Raw genomic sequence first — 16,090 nt, 5'->3', positions numbered from 1 at the left:
GCCTGGTTCGCAGGCCGGTTTGCATCATCTTATTCAGAGGAAGAATCAACATGTTGAAAAAAATCGTAATGCTGGCCAGCCTGCTGCTGTGCAGTTTCTCCGCCTTCTCCGCCGATGACAGTGCCGCGACCCGTCCGCTGTTCCTGCGTGGCGAAATGAACAACTGGGAAGCGCCGAAGGAAGCCCAACTGATCGAAAGCGAAGCCGGCGTTCTGGTGGCCAAGGTCACGCTGCAAGCCAGCCACGGTGCCTACAAGTTCAAATTTGCCGATGAGAAGTGGAAGGGTGACACCACCTACGGCCAGTTCGACCCAAGCGCCAAAGTCACGCTGGACACGCCTGTGGTCGTCAAGGCCGGTTATCAGTGGAGTGACATGAAATTCACGCCGGACGCCGACGGCAGCTACACCTTCACGCTGGATCGTCGTGATGCCAACAAGATCACCGTTACGGTGAAAAAGGGCTAATCCCCTCGCGGCGGGCAGCCCTGCCCGCCCCTGAGTGTATGCGCCGACGGGATAGCGCATCCACGCAGGCAGAAGCCGTTCATTGCCTGACAACAGGACGCAGCAAGCGTCCGACAAAACAACAACAGGTTTGGAGGATAGACAATGACGTGGAAGTGCAACACCCTCGCCGCCGCCGTACTGGCGCTGACGGCCCTGTATCAACCGCTGGCCGAGGCCATGGTCAAGGGCGCCGATGTCAGCTGGCTGACGCAGATGGAGAAATCCGGCTACAAGTTTTACAACGACAGTGGCAGCCAGCAGGATCTGTTTCCGATCCTCAAGGCCCACGGCATGAACGCCATCCGGTTGCGGGTGTGGGTCAACCCGGCCAACGGCTGGAACAACATCACGGATGTGGTAGCCAAGGCCAAGCGCGCCAAGGCCGCCGGATTCGACATCATGATCGATTTCCACTACAGCGATACCTGGGCCGATCCGGCCAACCAGACCAAGCCAGCAGCCTGGAGCAGCTATACGTTCGACCAGCTGATGTCGAACGTCTACTGGCACACCTATAACTCGCTGACCACGCTAAAAAATGCCGGCATCACCCCCAAATGGGTGCAGGTCGGCAACGAGACCAACAACGGCATGCTGTGGCCGGAAGGCAAAGCCTCCGTGAACATGAAAAACTTCGCCTGGCTGATCAACAGTGGCTACGACGCGGTCAAGGCAGTCAACAGCAGCACCAAGGTGATCGTCCACCTCGCTAATTGCGAGAACAACAGCCTCTACCGCTGGATGTTCGACGGCCTGAAGGCCAACGGTGGCAAGTGGGACATCGTCGGCGCCTCGATCTACCCGACCCAGACCGGCAACGGCGACTGGTACACCATGAACAACCAGTGCTTCGACAACCTCAGTGACATGGTGACGCGCTATGGCAAGGAGGTCATGGTGGTCGAGGTTGGCATGCCGTGGGATGATCCGAAGAACAGCTACGACACCATCGCCAGCCTGCTGGAGAAGATGAAGTGGATCCCCAACGGCAAGGGGCTCGGCGTCTTCTACTGGGAGCCGCAAAGCTACAAGAACTGGCAAAACTACAGCCTGGGGCTGATGGACAACAGTGGCAAACCAACCACTGCGCTGGACGCCTTCTTGCTGAACTACTAAGGCGGCAAGGTGTCAACAACAGGGCGGCCCAGACCGCCCTGTTGGTTACTGCAACCAGCACCGCCAGAAGGACAGCGCGCGGGAGCAAACGGCCACATCAGCCCGGCCCCCTCTCGTGACAGCCGATCGATATCACCTTGGGCCCTCAGCCGATCTAGTGCCTGTTGCCACAGCGCGATTTCCGTATCGGGAAAATCCAGTGACGCCGCGATATAGAGATCCGAGTCCACCACTTTGACCTGAGTCTGTTGCAGCGCATCAGCTGGCACGCCCATCTGTTGCAACTGATATTGCACCCCGAGCGGTGAGTCGCTGATGGCCAGGTCGGCCCGCCCGCGCAGCAGTTTGCTGTACACCTGACGCCCGGTGTAGGCGGTCGCATCCAGATTGGTGAATCCGGCGTCGGTGAGCAGGTTGAAGACCAGCCCAGCCTGACGACTGGCGATAACCGGAACCGCTTTGGCATCCGCTAGCGAACGGATCTGCAGCGGACTGCCTTTGCGTTGGTAGAAATAGATGGCATCGTGACCAATCGGGCCGATCCATTTGTATTGCGTCTCGCGCTGCGGGGGGCGGAACATCGAGAACAGCATGCTGCGTGGCTGGCTATCCAGCAACAGCTTGGCGCGCTGACTCGGGTACACCCGGATCGGATCGCCCCGTTCCAACTCGCGCAACAGCGCCTGGACGATACGCACCGACACGCCGGTCAGCCGCCCTTGCTCGACATAGTTGTACGGCGGCCACTCCTCGGTAATCAGGGTGATATTGGCATGACGCGCCAACGGCTGCGCCCGGACTGGCAGCGCCAACAGCCAGAGCAGGCACCATCCAGCCGCTCTCCAATTCATGCCCGGTCTCATCGGCCCCCCTGCGGGTCTCACCTTGACGTGATGAGTATAGGCCAGTGTTATTGGCAGACATGGGCCTGCGTCAGGATGTAACCGACTCGCTTGCACCATCGGCCGCCGCCCGCGCACAGGCCTGGCAGATGCAGGCCTTGCCGCGCAATGGCGGCGCTACTCGCGCCAGCAATGCCGGAGGAAAGCGCAGTGCGGGGTCGTTACACCAGCAGCGCCTAGCACTGTCCTGCGCCCCCAGATTCAGGCAGTGATTGGCCTGACCGCACAGCGGGCAGCGGGATGGATCGGGCTCAATGGCGGTGATTTGCATCCATGACTCCGTGATTATTAAAGTGAGAGCGACGCACTCCTGGCTGGTACTCACATCAATAGAACTTCACCTCCAGCACCATCCCGGTCAGACGATGTGGAATTGCAGCCTTGTGTAATTCAGCCGACAGACGGGCAATGTCTTGCATCTTGTAGCCTGATTGAAACACACCGGCAACCACGTGTTCCCAATAAAAGCGAGCAGGGAAGATGATGTGCGCCAAATCCTGATAATAAAAGGATTGCGGCCACAAACCTCCATCGACGGTTCTATCCGCCAGCAGCTCCCCGGTATCCGGTACACCTCGCGCCCAATAAGTCAGCTGATGTTCCAGACTGGAAAACGTGGTCCAGCCACATCAGGAGTCACTCGCCCAACTGGCCGAGGCCCCCTGCCCAGCGTGGCTCGGGCAAGTTCCAACAGTCGCTGCCATTGTTCATCCTGCATATCGACGATCATCCTGTTTTCTGACGGCTGCGCTGCGCAACGCAGCAAGCCAGATAAACCCCATAAAGCGCCAGGCAAACCGCATAGCCAGGGATATAGAGTAACCAGGCCAATCCGCTCTCGTTGCCCGGGACCACCCATTGCACCCAACCATAGATCAGTGCCAACTGCAGATTGAGGAGCAACAGCATGACGAGGGTCGGTTTCCCCCGTGCCGGCGCCCAGGCGCACAGCGCCAGCACCACGCCGTGGGGAGCCAGATAAAAGAGCGCATTCGGCCAAAACCACTGCCATGTCAACTCTCCGCTGCGCAGATGCGATCCGGCCAGCCACAGCAGCGGAAACAGCACAAGCATGACCAACAGCAGGATCTGAACTCTTGCACGCATAGTCTCTCCACTGGCAACACCAATGACGCAAGGTGCAACCTGGCGGCTGCCATCCCGGGGGCTCACGCCTTGCGCTGCCGCAAAGGCACAGCGCCAGGTCGCTGGCCACAGGCGCTGAACACGCCAGATGAGCAAGGACCAGGTGAGCCGGCACCAGGTCGCCCTGTCGTACTACAGCGACGCTGGTTAGTGGGCGTTGACCTTGACCTGACCCGACTCGATTGCCGCAATAAATTTATCGGCCTCGGCATGACGTCCGGTCAACCGTTTGTAGGTGTTTAGATTTTCAATCGCCGCGTCCTGATTGCCGACGCTCAGATAAACCAACCCGAGGCTGAAATACGCATCATACAACTTGGCATCGGCCGCCTTGTGCAGTAACGGAATCGCCTTGGCCCCCTGCCCGGACCCAGCCAGGAAAAGTGCATAATCGTAATTGAACAGGGCATTATCGGGAGCGACCGCCAGTAGCGATTGAAACAGTTGGTCGGCCTTTTCGGCCGCGCCAGCCATATCCAGATTGTGCCCCATGCTATTGAGCTGGGCTTGACGCAAGACCATCGCCAGATCCTGATGCGGTGCGTCATTGATCACCGAGAGCATGCCATCCAGCACCAGCACATCCTGTATGGCCTTGCGCTTGTCCGCCTCGTTATCAAAGCGCACCGGGTAAGCTTTGGCGTGCACCGCCAGTGCCTTCAGCATCTCATCCAGATACACCTGGTCAATACTGTATTTGGCCCCCTCGGCGGTTTGCTGTTTGACGAGGACGCCTTTCGGATCCAGATCCGGATACGGTTCCGCCCAGGCCCCCTGGCTCATGACAAATACGGCCAGTGCCATCGCTGTGATTTTCATTGTGCTCTCCCGTGCTTTATTCAATTTCCGGTTAACAAGCAGACTTGACGATCTTGCACTGAACACACCTGACCAGTGCTGTTTTTATTCCAAGCCAGCAACACCGCTATCGACACACCCTTTTCAACTCATGCCAGCCTATTGATGTCATCGCAAGGCAGCCGATGTAAAACTGTAAACACACAAAACAGGTACGCAAAAATACAGGCCTGCGTTTATTCATTGCCTGTTATTACCATGACCATTGCACACAATGCCGTCACACCCAAACAACCAGCCGCCGCCGGTAAGACATTAATACCTAATCCCCTGTTAGCCGTTGCATGCTGACAGAAACCGCTGACGTCAATCACCCGTTATAGTTCGACAGTCTAACGAATAATAGACGCCATCTCTGGGCTCATTGGAGATATTAGGATGCCGCAATGATGCGGCGACCACACCTTCGCAGCGCATGCCTAATTTCTCTAACACCTTGCCTGAGGCTTCATTCTCGACATCATGCACCGCCCAGATACGATATATATTTCCGCTGGTTGCCAGGTAATGGATGACCGGTTGCATGGCTTCGGTCATCACGCCTTGATTCCAATATTTTTTTGCCAAGACATAGCCACAGTGGGCTTTATACCCCTCCAGGCGGAAATCTATCATGCCGATGGTCTCGTGTGTTTCTTTGGCATAAATGACAAAGATGACACTGCTCTGGGTATTGCAGTTCTGCACACAAAAATTAACCCAGCTGAGTGTTTCCTTTAATTCCCGGTGGGGCCGCCAGGTTAAGTATCTGGTTACCTCACTATCTTGTGCATAATTTCTAAAAATATCTTCAGCATCCTCGATAACAGGAGGCCGGATAATTAATCTGCTGGTTTCAAATTTCACCTGTTTTCCCTTTCATAATTATTTTCTTAACACCATGGCGTCAGCAGCAGCCGCACGGCATGCAGGCCATCCTGCCACGACGCGGCAACAGGATGTTGGCTCTTCGCTCCAGGTTGCCACGCGGTCGGGCTCAACCGCCAAAGACTCAACGGCCAAAATAGTTGCGCTCAACATAGCCACGAATAAACGGATAATAGAAAGCCCAGCCCAACACCAGTGCCAAAATCAACCACCATCCGGAATAGTGCCAATACAACACGGCCAGCGCTCCACTTCCGCAACAGCACAGCGAGATCATCGCCGCCACGTCCTTGATCTGCCGCCAACGCGCCTCACGTTGCGTCTCCTGCATGATTTGCCTCCTGAGGGTTATCGCAGCTGCTTGCTCATACACGAACACCGCGCATGGGCGCAGCTATCGCGGTGCCGAGAACCGGATGCCGCGTGCCACGCGGCCGGTTAACGCCAACCGCCGGGACCTTGTGAACACCTAGGCTAGCGCAATCGTTTTTCCGAGAAAACAGGTTCGTTTGAGAAACGAGGCCTCTATTTCAGGAAAGCGTGCCGCGACGCACGCCTTGCTGCGGGCATTTGACGTGAGTGCAGGAGCCAGCCTGTCGTTGCAGGCCATGCCAGGTCGGTCAACCCTCTGCGCAAACGGGCGCGCCAGGTCATGGATGACCCGTGCACCAGCAGCAGACAGCACCGGGCGAGTCACACTGACGATGCTGCCGCGCGAGTCACACTGACCACGCTGCCGCAAAGAGAAGAGCGATCGCGAGGGAGTGAGCATGGCGTCGCCCCGCAGTGACAAGGCAAGCAGCGTGGCCAGGAGCTGCCCGCTATCGATCTAGCAGACCTTGCACCGCGAGGGCGGATCGAAATCAGCCGCCACCGCGCTCAACTCGGGAGGGGACCGGCGCAGCCGATCCCGCCAACCTCAAAACGCAAGCCGTTTCCGGCACACCATCTTGCGCGCGACGAGCCAGACAGCCCGGCGCCGCACCCGGCAAGCGGAGCAACACATCCGGGAGGGGATCCCGACATGGCGCACTGCCGGCCTGAGCTAGAGCCGCCCCAGCATCGACAGCCCCGGCAGTGCCGTACCGTCATCGGCAAACAGGGTGGCATTCTGCCAGACGCCGCGACTGCCATCCGGCAACGGCAACAAGGCCGGCTCCCAGTAGAAGATCCCCTGACCCAGCCCGCCAGGCACGGCACGGACCACCTGACCCAAGGCGGCAAGGAACTGCGCCTGGCCCTCGGGCGTCGCAGGATAAGGCTCGCTGCCGGTGTGCTGCAGCAGCCACTGCGCATTGCGCCGCGGGTGCAGCTGGCGCGGATACGCCGTCTCGACTACCAGTAGCGGGCATGCGTAGCGCGTTGCCAGTTGGTCAAGATTGGCCGCCAGATCGGACAAGGCACCATGCCAGCAGGGATAGAACGACAGGCCGATGGCATCCCAGGCCACTTCGAGCGCCGCCGCCTGATCAAACCAGCGTTGATACAGATCCTGATCGCAACCTGCATCAAGATGCAGCACCACCTGCGCGGTCGGCGCGGCACTACGCACTGCCGCCACCCCGGCGCGCAGCAGCGCCGCCAGTGCCGGCCAGTTGCCCGGCAGGAAGCCGTGGGGCCAGACCATGCCATGGCTAATCTCGTTACCAACCTGCACCCAGTGCAGGTTGACCCCGGCATGCAGCATGTCGCGCAGCAGGTCAGTGGTGAACTGGTACAGGGCATCACATACCTGCGGCAGCGTCAGTCCCTGCCAGGCGTGGGGCATGAACTGCTTGGCCGGATCGGCCCAGCCATCGCTGTAGTGAAAATCCAGCATCACCTGCAGACCGGCGGCACTGGCGCGCTGAGCCAGGAGCAGAGCCTGTTCCGGACTGTTAAAGCCCTGTGGCCCGGTCTGGTTCGACGGGAAGTGATCCGGGCTGCCCGGCTCGTTCCATACCTTGATACGCACCGCATTGACACCGACCTGCTGCAGCAACGCCAGCCCGTCACAGGGGATGCCATCGGCCAGCAGGAGACCGCCGTGATACTCCAGCTCCGGCAACGATGACATGTCGGCACCGCGGATAAAATCCCTCATCGCGCCCCCTCCGCCAGGGTCTTCAGCCCCGGCAGGGCACGCCCCTGAAAGTCAAACAGCGTGACGTTGTCCCACTCGTCGCCAGCCCCCGCCTTCCAGCCGGCACCGGCTTGCGGGATAAAATCCGGCTCCCAGTAGATCACCCCCTGGCCGCGTCCATCCGGCAGCGATGTCACCGCCTGCCACAACGCGGTCAGGAACGCCTGCTGGCCGGCGGGTGTCATCGGGAAGGTTTCCGGGCCAGTGCTGGTATAGATGTTCTTCTGACCGTCGCCGTTCTCCGTAGTCCACGGATAGGCCGTCTCCACGACGATCACCGGCTTGGCATAGCGCTGGCTTAAATCGGTCATATTCTGCTGCAGCGCGCTGAGTGAACCATGCCACACCGGGTAAAACGACAGTCCGATGACATCGAAGCTGACGCCGCGTGCCAGCATGGCATCAAACCAGCGTCGGCAACGCGCGTTGTCACCACCGGCATCCAGATGCAGCACCACCCGCGTACTGGGCGAAACGTCCTTGACTGCACGCGCGCCGGCCTTGATAAAACGCGCCAGATTGTCCCATTCCGGGACCCGGCCCAACGGCCAGAGCATGCCGTTGGAGATTTCATTCCCTACCTGTACCTCGGCCGGGGTCACGCCGGCCTGCTTGAGCTGCAACATCACTGCATGGGTAAAGGCATACAATTTCTCACTGACGGCCGCCGCATCCAGCTTGCGCCATGCCACCGGCATGGTCTGCTTGCCCGGGTCTGCCCACCAGTCGCTGTAGTGGAAGTCGATCATGACCTGCAGACCGGCCGCCTGGGCGCGCTTGGCCATGGCTACGACATGTGTCGGGTTGTTGTAGCCTTCCGGCCCGCTCTGATCGGCGGGAAACTCGGCATACTTGCCCGGCTCGTTCCACACCTTGAGGCGAATACGGTTAATACCGTTGCGCTTGAGGATCACCAGCAGATCTTCCGGCGCCTTGGCGTCATGGTCATAAAATTGGGCTCCGGCCGCTTCGAGCTGCGGCAGGTGGGATATATCAGCACCGATAATCGGCTCGGCCTGTGCCGCTACCACGGCGGACAAGCAAAGCAGCAGCATCAAAACAGGTTTCATCATCATGGCGTCTCCATCGCTAAGAAAACATTAGAAAACAACGATCAACAAGCTGGTGCCTGACAAGGCGGCATCGACATCCGCTCTGGCTTGGGCCTCGACGGCAATCCGCTCCATCATGGCGCCGAGCCGTGACCAAAGGCCGCCAATCCCGGCAGGGCACGGCCATCAAAATCAAACAGGGTGACATTGTCCCATCCGGTGACGGCATATCGCCCGCCATGGGGTGTCGGGATCCATTCTGGCGCCCAGTAAAACACCGCTTGTGTTCCCGGCACCGCCGCCAGCGCCTGATTCAGGCGCAACAAAAAGGCCGCCTGTCCCTGCGGTGTCATCGGTTCGGTCTCCACGCCGGTATGGGTGTAGATGTTAGGCTCACGATCACCGTTCTGGCGGGTCCAGGGATAGGCTGTTTCCACCACCATCAGCGGTTTGTGATAGCGCGCCTGCAGCGACGCGAGGTTGCTGACAAGTTGGGTCATGGCGCCGTGCCATAGCGGATAGTACGAGAGCCCTATGATATCGAAGCGAACCTGACGCTCAGTGATGGCATCCAGCCAACGTCGGGCGGTAGCGTTATCGCCCCCGCAATCCAGATGCAAAATCAGCTGGCTGTCAGGGAAGACCGCTTTGACCGCCGCGCCACCAGCCCGGAGAAAACCGGCCAGATTGTCCCACTCAGGCACCCGGCCATCAGGCCAGAGCATGCCGTTGGTGATCTCGTTGCCCAGTTGCACCCATTTCGGCGTGACGCCAGCCTGTTGCAACTGCAACATTGTCTCCTGGGTAAACGTTGCCAATGCCTGTGTCATCTGTGGCACCGTCATCCCCTGCCAGGCAAGCGGTATGACCTGTTTGCCTGGGTCGGCCCACCCATCGCTGTAGTGGAAGTCGATCATGACATCCAGCCCCAGTGCCTGCGCCCGCCGGGCCATGGCCACGACCTGGGCCGGACTGCTGTCGCCCGCCGGATTGTGCGGATTCCAGACCCGCAAGCGGACAGCACTGATGCCATTGCGCTGCAGGATCGCCAGGAGATCTGCCGCCCCCTGATCGTCGGCAAACCTGGCCCCTGCCGCCTCCAATTGCGGCAATGCCGAAATATCGGCCCCGCGAATCAGCGCGCCAGCCGGCGGCGTGATGAGCAGGCCCAGTGCCAGCCCCGCCATGATCCATGGTCTTCTCATCGCCCTGCTCCCTACCCTGATGCCGGTGATGGCAAAGATAAGAAAAAGGGGGCTGTCGCCCCCTTGTCGGTTAGCTGCACGCGTGGCGGCTTACCACCAGGCTTCCGCCTGAACACCGAAGTTCCAGGTGTTGTCATCGGTCTTGCCGTTGAAGGTCAGGTTGTCACCGTCACCGCCATCCTTCAGGTAGGCCGCGTAGACACGCAACTCAGGACGCGCCCAGAACCCGCTGCCTGCTGACCAGGCTTGTGCCACTGTGTACTTCTGGCCGCCATCTTTCCAGGTGTTGCCAGCGGTGTACTCGGTCTTCTTGTCGAAGGTACCGGCTTCAACGATGGTCTTCATGATGTCAGTCCACTGGTACTGAGCACGACCCACCAGCGAGAACAGCTTGGTGTTGTCGGTCCAGTCGGCGTAGTCATTGGCCTGACCATAGGTCAGCACATAGTTGAAGATGAACTTGTCGCCATACGGCAGGTCACCGACGTTGATGAAACGCCAGCCCTTGGCATCGGAGTTATCGCCATTCCATACGTCATACCAGCCACCGCCCTGGTCGATGACGTTGTGCGCCAGTGCCTTGTCGGCATACTGCAGCACAATCTTCTCGTTGATCCCGGTCGACGCGAAGTATTGGCTCAGCTCGGCGGTCAACATCATGCTGTTGTCGAAGTTGCTGTAGGTCGCCGGAACATCCTGTGCGTCAGTGGCATTTGGAATCGCGTAGCTGATACCGACTTCGGCCCAGGCCCCTTCCCACGGCTTCAGACCGGCATAACGCAGGTCCGCGTAGTTGACGTTCAGCTTGTCGGCATCATTGCGGATCCAGGCCACCGCGAAGGCACCGTCACCGGCCTTGATGTTTTCGATACCGGCACCGGCACCGGAGATGTTCCAGTACTTGGTGTCGATGATGTGAATGTCATGGCGTTGATAGTAACGCTTGCCGGCCCACACCACCGCTTCCGGAGAGGACTCGATCAATCCCTTGGCTTGCACATTGAACTGGCGCAGCGCAAACACCGCATCATTGCTACTGCTGGTTGCTTCCCAGTCATTGGAGCCATCGGAGTTCATGCTGAACATGCTGTCGACATAGAACGTCTTGCCGCCCTTGTTGTAAAGCTCCTGACCCAGACCGATTTCGGTATAGGTATCAGCCTCGTTACCCAGGCGACCAACGTACGGAATCATCCAGCTCTGGGTAGCACCATCTTTGGAGATACCAACGCCAGAACGGAAATAACCGGTGAAGTTGACGGCGGATGCCGAGGTGGCAGTCAACGCCAGAGCGGCGGCCACTGCCGCGGTAATCAGTTTGGTTTTCATAGACATTCCTTGGTTAATCTACTGTTTTTTCTTGTCGACAGATGTCGAGGCCAGGCACAGAGGGTAAACGCTTTCACTGGCACGGACGGATTATATGAACAAGAATCCACCTATGGACATGATGAAAATCACAAAACGAGGATCAATCCGTCGATAAAGCCGAACGATTACACCAATCAGCTGTCTCACAAGGCAATCACCACGCGCATTAGATAAATAAAAACAATAGATTCAATTAGTTATATCGAGACACCTATCAGTGTGATCGATTACACATAATTTGATGAGCCACCCTAGGATGCCTGGGCCTGTGCCGCAGACAGCGCCTCGACAGCCATAAAAAAGCACAAGGCCGGTGTAAACCGGCCTTGTGCTGGGAATAACGCGAGCCTTGGCGCCGGGCTCAGCTGTGGTGACGCACCGAGTAACGACGCACCAGCGTCGGGCTGAACATATTGGTGGTCACCGGTGGCATGTCGCCGTGGGATAACGCCACGGCCAACTCCGCCGCCTGGGTCGCCATGGCGGTCACCGGATAGCGCACCGTGGTCAGACGCGGGCGCAGATAGCGGGCGATCAGCACATCGTCGAAGCCGACCAGTGAGATGTCGCCCGGCACATCCATGCCGTTATCACTGAGTACGGAGAGTGCGCCGGCGGCCATGGAGTCGTTGTAACACACGACCGCCGTCATCTGCTGGCCGCGGCTCAGCAACGCGGTCATTGCCGCCTCGCCCCCCTCTTCATCCGGGCTGCCACGGGAGATCAGACGTTCATTCACTTCGATGCCATGCTCTTTCAACGCATCGAGATAGCCCTGCAACCGATCCTGGGAGTCAGAAATCTGATGATTGGAGCAGAGCAGGCCAATGCGGGTATGCCCCTCCTGGATCAGGTGACGCGTGGCCAGCCAGCCGCCATAACGGTCATCGAGGGCGATACAGCGGTTCTCATAACCCGGGAGCAGGCGGTTAATCAACACCATGCCGGGAACATGACTCATCAATTGCGCCAGCTCATCATCCGGCAACATCTTGGCATGGACCACCAGACCGGCACAGCGGTGACGAATCAGCTGTTCGATGGCCTGCTTCTCTTTGGCTGCATCGTGGTAGCCGTTACCGATCAGCAGGAAATTGCCAGTGGCCTGTGCCACCTGCTCGACCGCCTTGACCATGATACCGAAGAAGGGATCCGATACATCCGCCACCACCAGGCCCATGGTTTCGGCACTTTGATGCGCTAACGCCCGGGCATTGGCGTTCGGGTGGTACTGCAACTCGGCCATCGCCTTGAACACCGCCTCACGAGAGGCTTTGCTCGCCTTGGGTGAATTGTTGATCACCCGTGAGACAGTAGCGACGGAAACGCCGGATAACTGAGCGACATCTTTGATGGTGGCCATCTTATATACATCCCGTAGTCTGCAACAACGCACCTGAGGCTCAGGCACGACGGGATATTAACCACGTTTCACAAACATTACATTGTCTTTTCTCAAAAAACGGCACATCGCTCAATTTGCAGCCGTGTATTTGCACTATTTTCACAACCAGTTACACAACTGACGGCCCCTTCGAGACCACAACTCCCTGATTTTATGAGCTAGATCACGCAAGCAAGCGAAAAGTTCCTTTCCAAACCGGTTAATGGGGCTTAAATTTAAGGGTAAGCGATTACACAACTTACGCTCTTGCGAGTGTTGATGATTTAAGGAGCCACAAATGTTACGCGTTCTGGTGACAGGTGGAACTGGTTACATCGGAAGCCACACCTGCTTGCAACTGATGGCGGCCGGCATGACCCCCATCCTGCTGGATAACTTCTGCAACAGCAAACCCAGTGTCATGGACCGCATCGAGGAGCTCAGCGGACAACGCCCTCGCCTGTATCAGGGCGATATCCGCGATGGCGCGCTGCTGGACAAGGTGTTTGCCGCCGAACAGATCGATGCCGTCATCCACTTTGCCGGTCTCAAGGCCGTAGGGGAGTCGGTGCAAAAACCGCTCGAGTACTACGAGAACAACGTCAGTGGCACCCTGACCCTGCTGCAGGCGATGCGTCGCGCCGACGTCAAGACCTTCATTTTCAGCTCCTCGGCCACCGTGTATGGCGATCCGCACTCAGTGCCGATCCGTGAAGATTTCCCGACCCTGTCGGCGACCAATCCCTATGGCCAGAGCAAGCTGGCCGTGGAGCGCATCGTCAAGGATTTTGCCGCCGCCGCGCCGGACTGGTCGCTGACCCTGCTGCGCTACTTCAATCCGGTGGGCGCGCATCCAAGCGGCCGCATGGGCGAAGACCCGCAAGGTATTCCGAACAACCTGATGCCCTATATCGCCCAGGTTGCCGTCGGCCGCCGTGAACACCTGGCGGTATTTGGTAACGATTACCCTACACCGGACGGCACCGGCGTTCGCGACTATATTCATGTTCTGGATCTGGCCGATGGTCACGTCGCCGCGCTGAAAACCAAACATGGCGCCGCAGGTGTGCACATCTACAACCTGGGCACCGGTCAGGGCTACAGCGTGCTGCAGATGCTGGCCGCCTTCTCCCGTGCCTGTGGTCGCGAGTTGCCGTATGTGATTGCCCCACGTCGTGCCGGCGATATCGCCCAGTGCTGGGCCGAGCCGGACAAGGCACAGAGCGAACTGGGCTGGCAGGCGAGCCGCACGCTGGATGACATGACCGCCGATACCTGGCGCTGGCAGTCCCAGAATCCGAATGGTTACCCGGCTGCGTAAGCGGCCGCTCTTGGAAGTAGTCAATCATGCATTTTGAACCGACCGATCACCCGCACCGCCGTTATAACCCGCTGATTCGTCAGTGGGTGCTGGTCTCACCGCATCGTGCCAAGCGCCCCTGGCAAGGCCAGCAGGATGAGCCGGATCGCGCCATCAAACCGGCGCACGATCCGGAGTGTTTCCTGTGCGCTGGCAACAAGCGCGTCACCGGCGACATCAACCCGGATTACCAGGGCACCTTCGTCTTTACCAACGATTTTGCCGCCCTGATGACCGACACCCCGCTGGCACCGGAATCTGACGATCCGCTGTTCCAGCTGCAGAGTGCTCGCGGCACCAGCCGGGTCATCTGTTTTTCACCGGATCACAGCAAAACGCTGCCGGAGATGAGTGTGCCGGCGCTGCACGCCGTGGTCGATACCTGGTGCGAGCAGACCGCCGAACTGGGACGTGACTACCCCTGGATCCAGGTGTTCGAGAACAAGGGCGCCATGATGGGCTGCTCCAATCCGCACCCGCACGGCCAAATCTGGGCCAACAGTTTCCTGCCGAATGAAGCGGCCCGCGAAGATGAGTCCCAACGCGACTACTTCGCCGAGCACGGCTCACCGCTGCTGCTGGATTATGCCCGCCGCGAACAGGCGGATGGCAGCCGCACCGTAGTGGAGACCGAATTCTGGCTGGCCGTGGTGCCGTACTGGGCTGCCTGGCCGTTCGAAACCCTGCTGCTACCGAAGTTTGCCGTGCGCCGTCTACCGGAGCTGAGCCAGGAGCAACGTGCCGATTTGGCGGTGGCGCTGAAGAAACTGACCAGCCGTTATGACAATCTGTTCCAGTGTTCGTTCCCCTACTCCATGGGCTGGCACGGTGCACCGTTTAACGACGAGGATCCACGCCACTGGCAGTTGCATGCTCACTTCTATCCGCCGTTGTTGCGTTCGGCGAGCGTGCGCAAGTTTATGGTCGGCTACGAAATGTTGGCTGAAACCCAACGTGATTTGACCGCGGAGCAGGCCGCAGAACGTCTGCGCAGCGTCAGTGATGTCCATTTTCGCGAACAAGCTTGAGGAATTAACCGCATGAGCATGCATACACTCCTACAACGTACCCAGACCGTATTTCAGCAGGTCTTCGGCTACTCCCAAAGCCTCGACATCCAGGCCCCGGGCCGCGTCAACCTGATCGGTGAACACACCGACTACAACGATGGTTTCGTACTGCCGTGCGCCATCGACTACCAGACCGTGATCAGCGCCTCACCGCGTCAGGGCTCGGTGGTACGCGTCGTCGCCGCCGACTACGACAACCAGCAGGACAGCTTCGATCTGAAAGATGAAATCGTCGCCCATCCTGACTACCTGTGGGCCAACTACGTGCGCGGTGTGGTCAAGTTCCTGATGGCCCGTGGTTATCAGCTGACGGGAGCCGATCTGGTGATCAGCGGCAACGTGCCGCAGGGTGCCGGCCTCTCCTCCTCCGCGTCGCTGGAAGTGGCCGTCGGACAGGCGTTCAAGGCGCTGAATCACCTGGATATCAGCCAGGCGGATATCGCTCTGAACGGTCAGCAGGCAGAAAACCAGTTTGTCGGCTGCAATTGCGGCATCATGGATCAGTTCATCTCCGCCCTCGGACAAAAGGATCATGCGCTGCTGATCGACTGCCGCAGCCTCGAGACCCGCTCCGTGGCCATGCCGGAAGGCTATGATGTTGTCATCGTCAACTCCAACGTCCGCCGCGGTCTGGTGGACAGCGAGTACAACACCCGCCGCGCCCAGTGCGAAGAAGCCGCACGCCACTTCGGTGTCAAGGCACTGCGTGATCTGAACATCGAGCAGTTCAATGCCCGTGCCGCCGAACTGGATCCTGTGGTGGCCCAGCGCGCCCGTCACGTCATCACCGAGAACGCCCGTACCCTGGAGGCCGCCGATGTCCTGGCCAGTGGCAACATGGAACGCATGGCGGTACTGATGGCCGAGTCCCACGCCTCAATGCGTGATGATTTCGCCATTACGGTCCCGCCGATTGATGCCCTGGTCGACATGATCAAGGCGGTGATCGGAACCGCAGGCGGCGTACGCATGACCGGTGGTGGTTTCGGGGGGTGCATAGTGTCACTGGTGCCACATGCCCTGACCGAACAGGTCTGTGCCACGGTCAAGGCGCGTTATCCGGAGGTGTCTGGCCTGCAACCGACCATCTACATCTGCAAGCCGTCCGCCGGCGCTGGAACAGTGTGA

Annotated in this window: 17 protein-coding genes; 5 read left to right on the top strand and 12 right to left on the bottom strand. The window is 59.0% G+C overall.

Translation table 11 applies throughout. The annotated features are described in order from the left end of the window. Positions 1–50: 50 nt before the first annotated feature. The gene (locus tag ACFOSS_RS00545) at positions 51–467 is read left to right on the top strand and encodes a hypothetical protein (RefSeq protein ID WP_377149821.1); all 417 of its coding nucleotides are present in this window, start codon (positions 51–53) and stop codon (positions 465–467) included. Between the two features lie 144 nt (positions 468–611). Then, positions 612–1,625, top strand: a complete 1,014-nt coding sequence (locus tag ACFOSS_RS00540; RefSeq protein ID WP_377149819.1) for a glycoside hydrolase family 53 protein — start codon at positions 612–614, stop codon at positions 1,623–1,625. Here ACFOSS_RS00540 and ACFOSS_RS00535 read toward each other — a convergent pair. The 12 genes from ACFOSS_RS00535 to galR all read right to left on the bottom strand — a co-directional run bounded on the left by ACFOSS_RS00535 (position 1,622) and on the right by galR (position 12,511). After that, positions 1,622–2,476 (bottom strand): substrate-binding periplasmic protein, encoded by an 855-nt coding sequence (locus ACFOSS_RS00535; RefSeq protein ID WP_377149817.1) that lies wholly within the window; start codon positions 2,474–2,476, stop codon positions 1,622–1,624. The genes ACFOSS_RS00540 and ACFOSS_RS00535 overlap by 4 nt on opposite strands. 82 nt (positions 2,477–2,558) lie before the next feature. Continuing rightward, positions 2,559–2,798 (bottom strand): cysteine-rich CWC family protein, encoded by a 240-nt coding sequence (locus tag ACFOSS_RS00530; protein WP_377149815.1) that lies wholly within the window; start codon positions 2,796–2,798, stop codon positions 2,559–2,561. Positions 2,799–2,853: 55 nt separating this feature from the next. Beyond that, positions 2,854–3,051, bottom strand: coding sequence for a hypothetical protein (locus ACFOSS_RS00525; RefSeq protein WP_377149813.1), 198 nt, complete (start codon positions 3,049–3,051; stop codon positions 2,854–2,856). 202 nt (positions 3,052–3,253) lie between these two features. Then, positions 3,254–3,634, bottom strand: coding sequence for a hypothetical protein (locus tag ACFOSS_RS00520; protein ID WP_377149811.1), 381 nt, complete (start codon positions 3,632–3,634; stop codon positions 3,254–3,256). Positions 3,635–3,820: 186 nt separating this feature from the next. Further along, positions 3,821–4,492 carry a tetratricopeptide repeat protein gene (locus tag ACFOSS_RS00515; RefSeq protein WP_377149809.1) on the bottom strand — a complete coding sequence of 224 codons (672 nt, stop codon included), beginning with the start codon at positions 4,490–4,492 and terminating at the stop codon, positions 3,821–3,823. Between the two features lie 345 nt (positions 4,493–4,837). Continuing rightward, a complete protein-coding gene (locus ACFOSS_RS00510; RefSeq protein WP_377149807.1) occupies positions 4,838–5,377 on the bottom strand; it encodes a GNAT family N-acetyltransferase in 540 nt (179 codons plus the stop codon). 145 nt (positions 5,378–5,522) lie between these two features. Beyond that, positions 5,523–5,729, bottom strand: a complete 207-nt coding sequence (locus ACFOSS_RS00505; RefSeq protein ID WP_377149805.1) for a hypothetical protein — start codon at positions 5,727–5,729, stop codon at positions 5,523–5,525. 714 nt (positions 5,730–6,443) lie between these two features. Continuing rightward, a complete protein-coding gene (locus ACFOSS_RS00500; RefSeq protein ID WP_377149803.1) occupies positions 6,444–7,481 on the bottom strand; it encodes a glycoside hydrolase family 53 protein in 1,038 nt (345 codons plus the stop codon). After that, positions 7,478–8,593, bottom strand: coding sequence for a glycoside hydrolase family 53 protein (locus tag ACFOSS_RS00495; protein ID WP_377149800.1), 1,116 nt, complete (start codon positions 8,591–8,593; stop codon positions 7,478–7,480). Before ACFOSS_RS00495 ends, ACFOSS_RS00500 begins: the two co-directional genes overlap by 4 nt. A gap of 113 nt (positions 8,594–8,706) precedes the next feature. Next, positions 8,707–9,777, bottom strand: coding sequence for a glycoside hydrolase family 53 protein (locus ACFOSS_RS00490; RefSeq protein ID WP_377149798.1), 1,071 nt, complete (start codon positions 9,775–9,777; stop codon positions 8,707–8,709). A 90-nt stretch (positions 9,778–9,867) separates the two neighbouring features. After that, entirely contained in the window at positions 9,868–11,106 is a 1,239-nt protein-coding gene (locus ACFOSS_RS00485) for a maltoporin (RefSeq protein ID WP_377149796.1), read from the bottom strand. Positions 11,107–11,509: 403 nt separating this feature from the next. Continuing rightward, positions 11,510–12,511, bottom strand: a complete 1,002-nt coding sequence (galR, locus tag ACFOSS_RS00480; RefSeq protein WP_377149795.1) for an HTH-type transcriptional regulator GalR — start codon at positions 12,509–12,511, stop codon at positions 11,510–11,512. A 319-nt stretch (positions 12,512–12,830) separates the two neighbouring features. Between galR and galE the strand changes: the two genes are divergently transcribed. From galE to galK, 3 genes are read left to right on the top strand one after another with little or no spacing between them, the layout of a single operon-like run. Continuing rightward, positions 12,831–13,853, top strand: coding sequence for a UDP-glucose 4-epimerase GalE (gene galE / locus ACFOSS_RS00475; protein WP_377149793.1), 1,023 nt, complete (start codon positions 12,831–12,833; stop codon positions 13,851–13,853). 26 nt (positions 13,854–13,879) lie between these two features. Further along, the gene (gene galT / locus ACFOSS_RS00470) at positions 13,880–14,920 is read left to right on the top strand and encodes a galactose-1-phosphate uridylyltransferase (protein ID WP_377149791.1); all 1,041 of its coding nucleotides are present in this window, start codon (positions 13,880–13,882) and stop codon (positions 14,918–14,920) included. A gap of 18 nt (positions 14,921–14,938) precedes the next feature. Continuing rightward, complete coding sequence (gene galK / locus ACFOSS_RS00465; RefSeq protein WP_377150635.1) at positions 14,939–16,090, top strand: galactokinase; 1,152 nt, start codon at positions 14,939–14,941, stop codon at positions 16,088–16,090.

The sequence above is a fragment of the Pseudaeromonas sharmana genome (genome assembly GCF_042649925.1).
Lineage (GTDB): Bacteria > Pseudomonadota > Gammaproteobacteria > Enterobacterales > Aeromonadaceae > Pseudaeromonas > Pseudaeromonas sharmana.
Note: the sequence above shows the minus strand (reverse complement) of the source record. Positions and strands in the feature narration are given on the sequence as shown.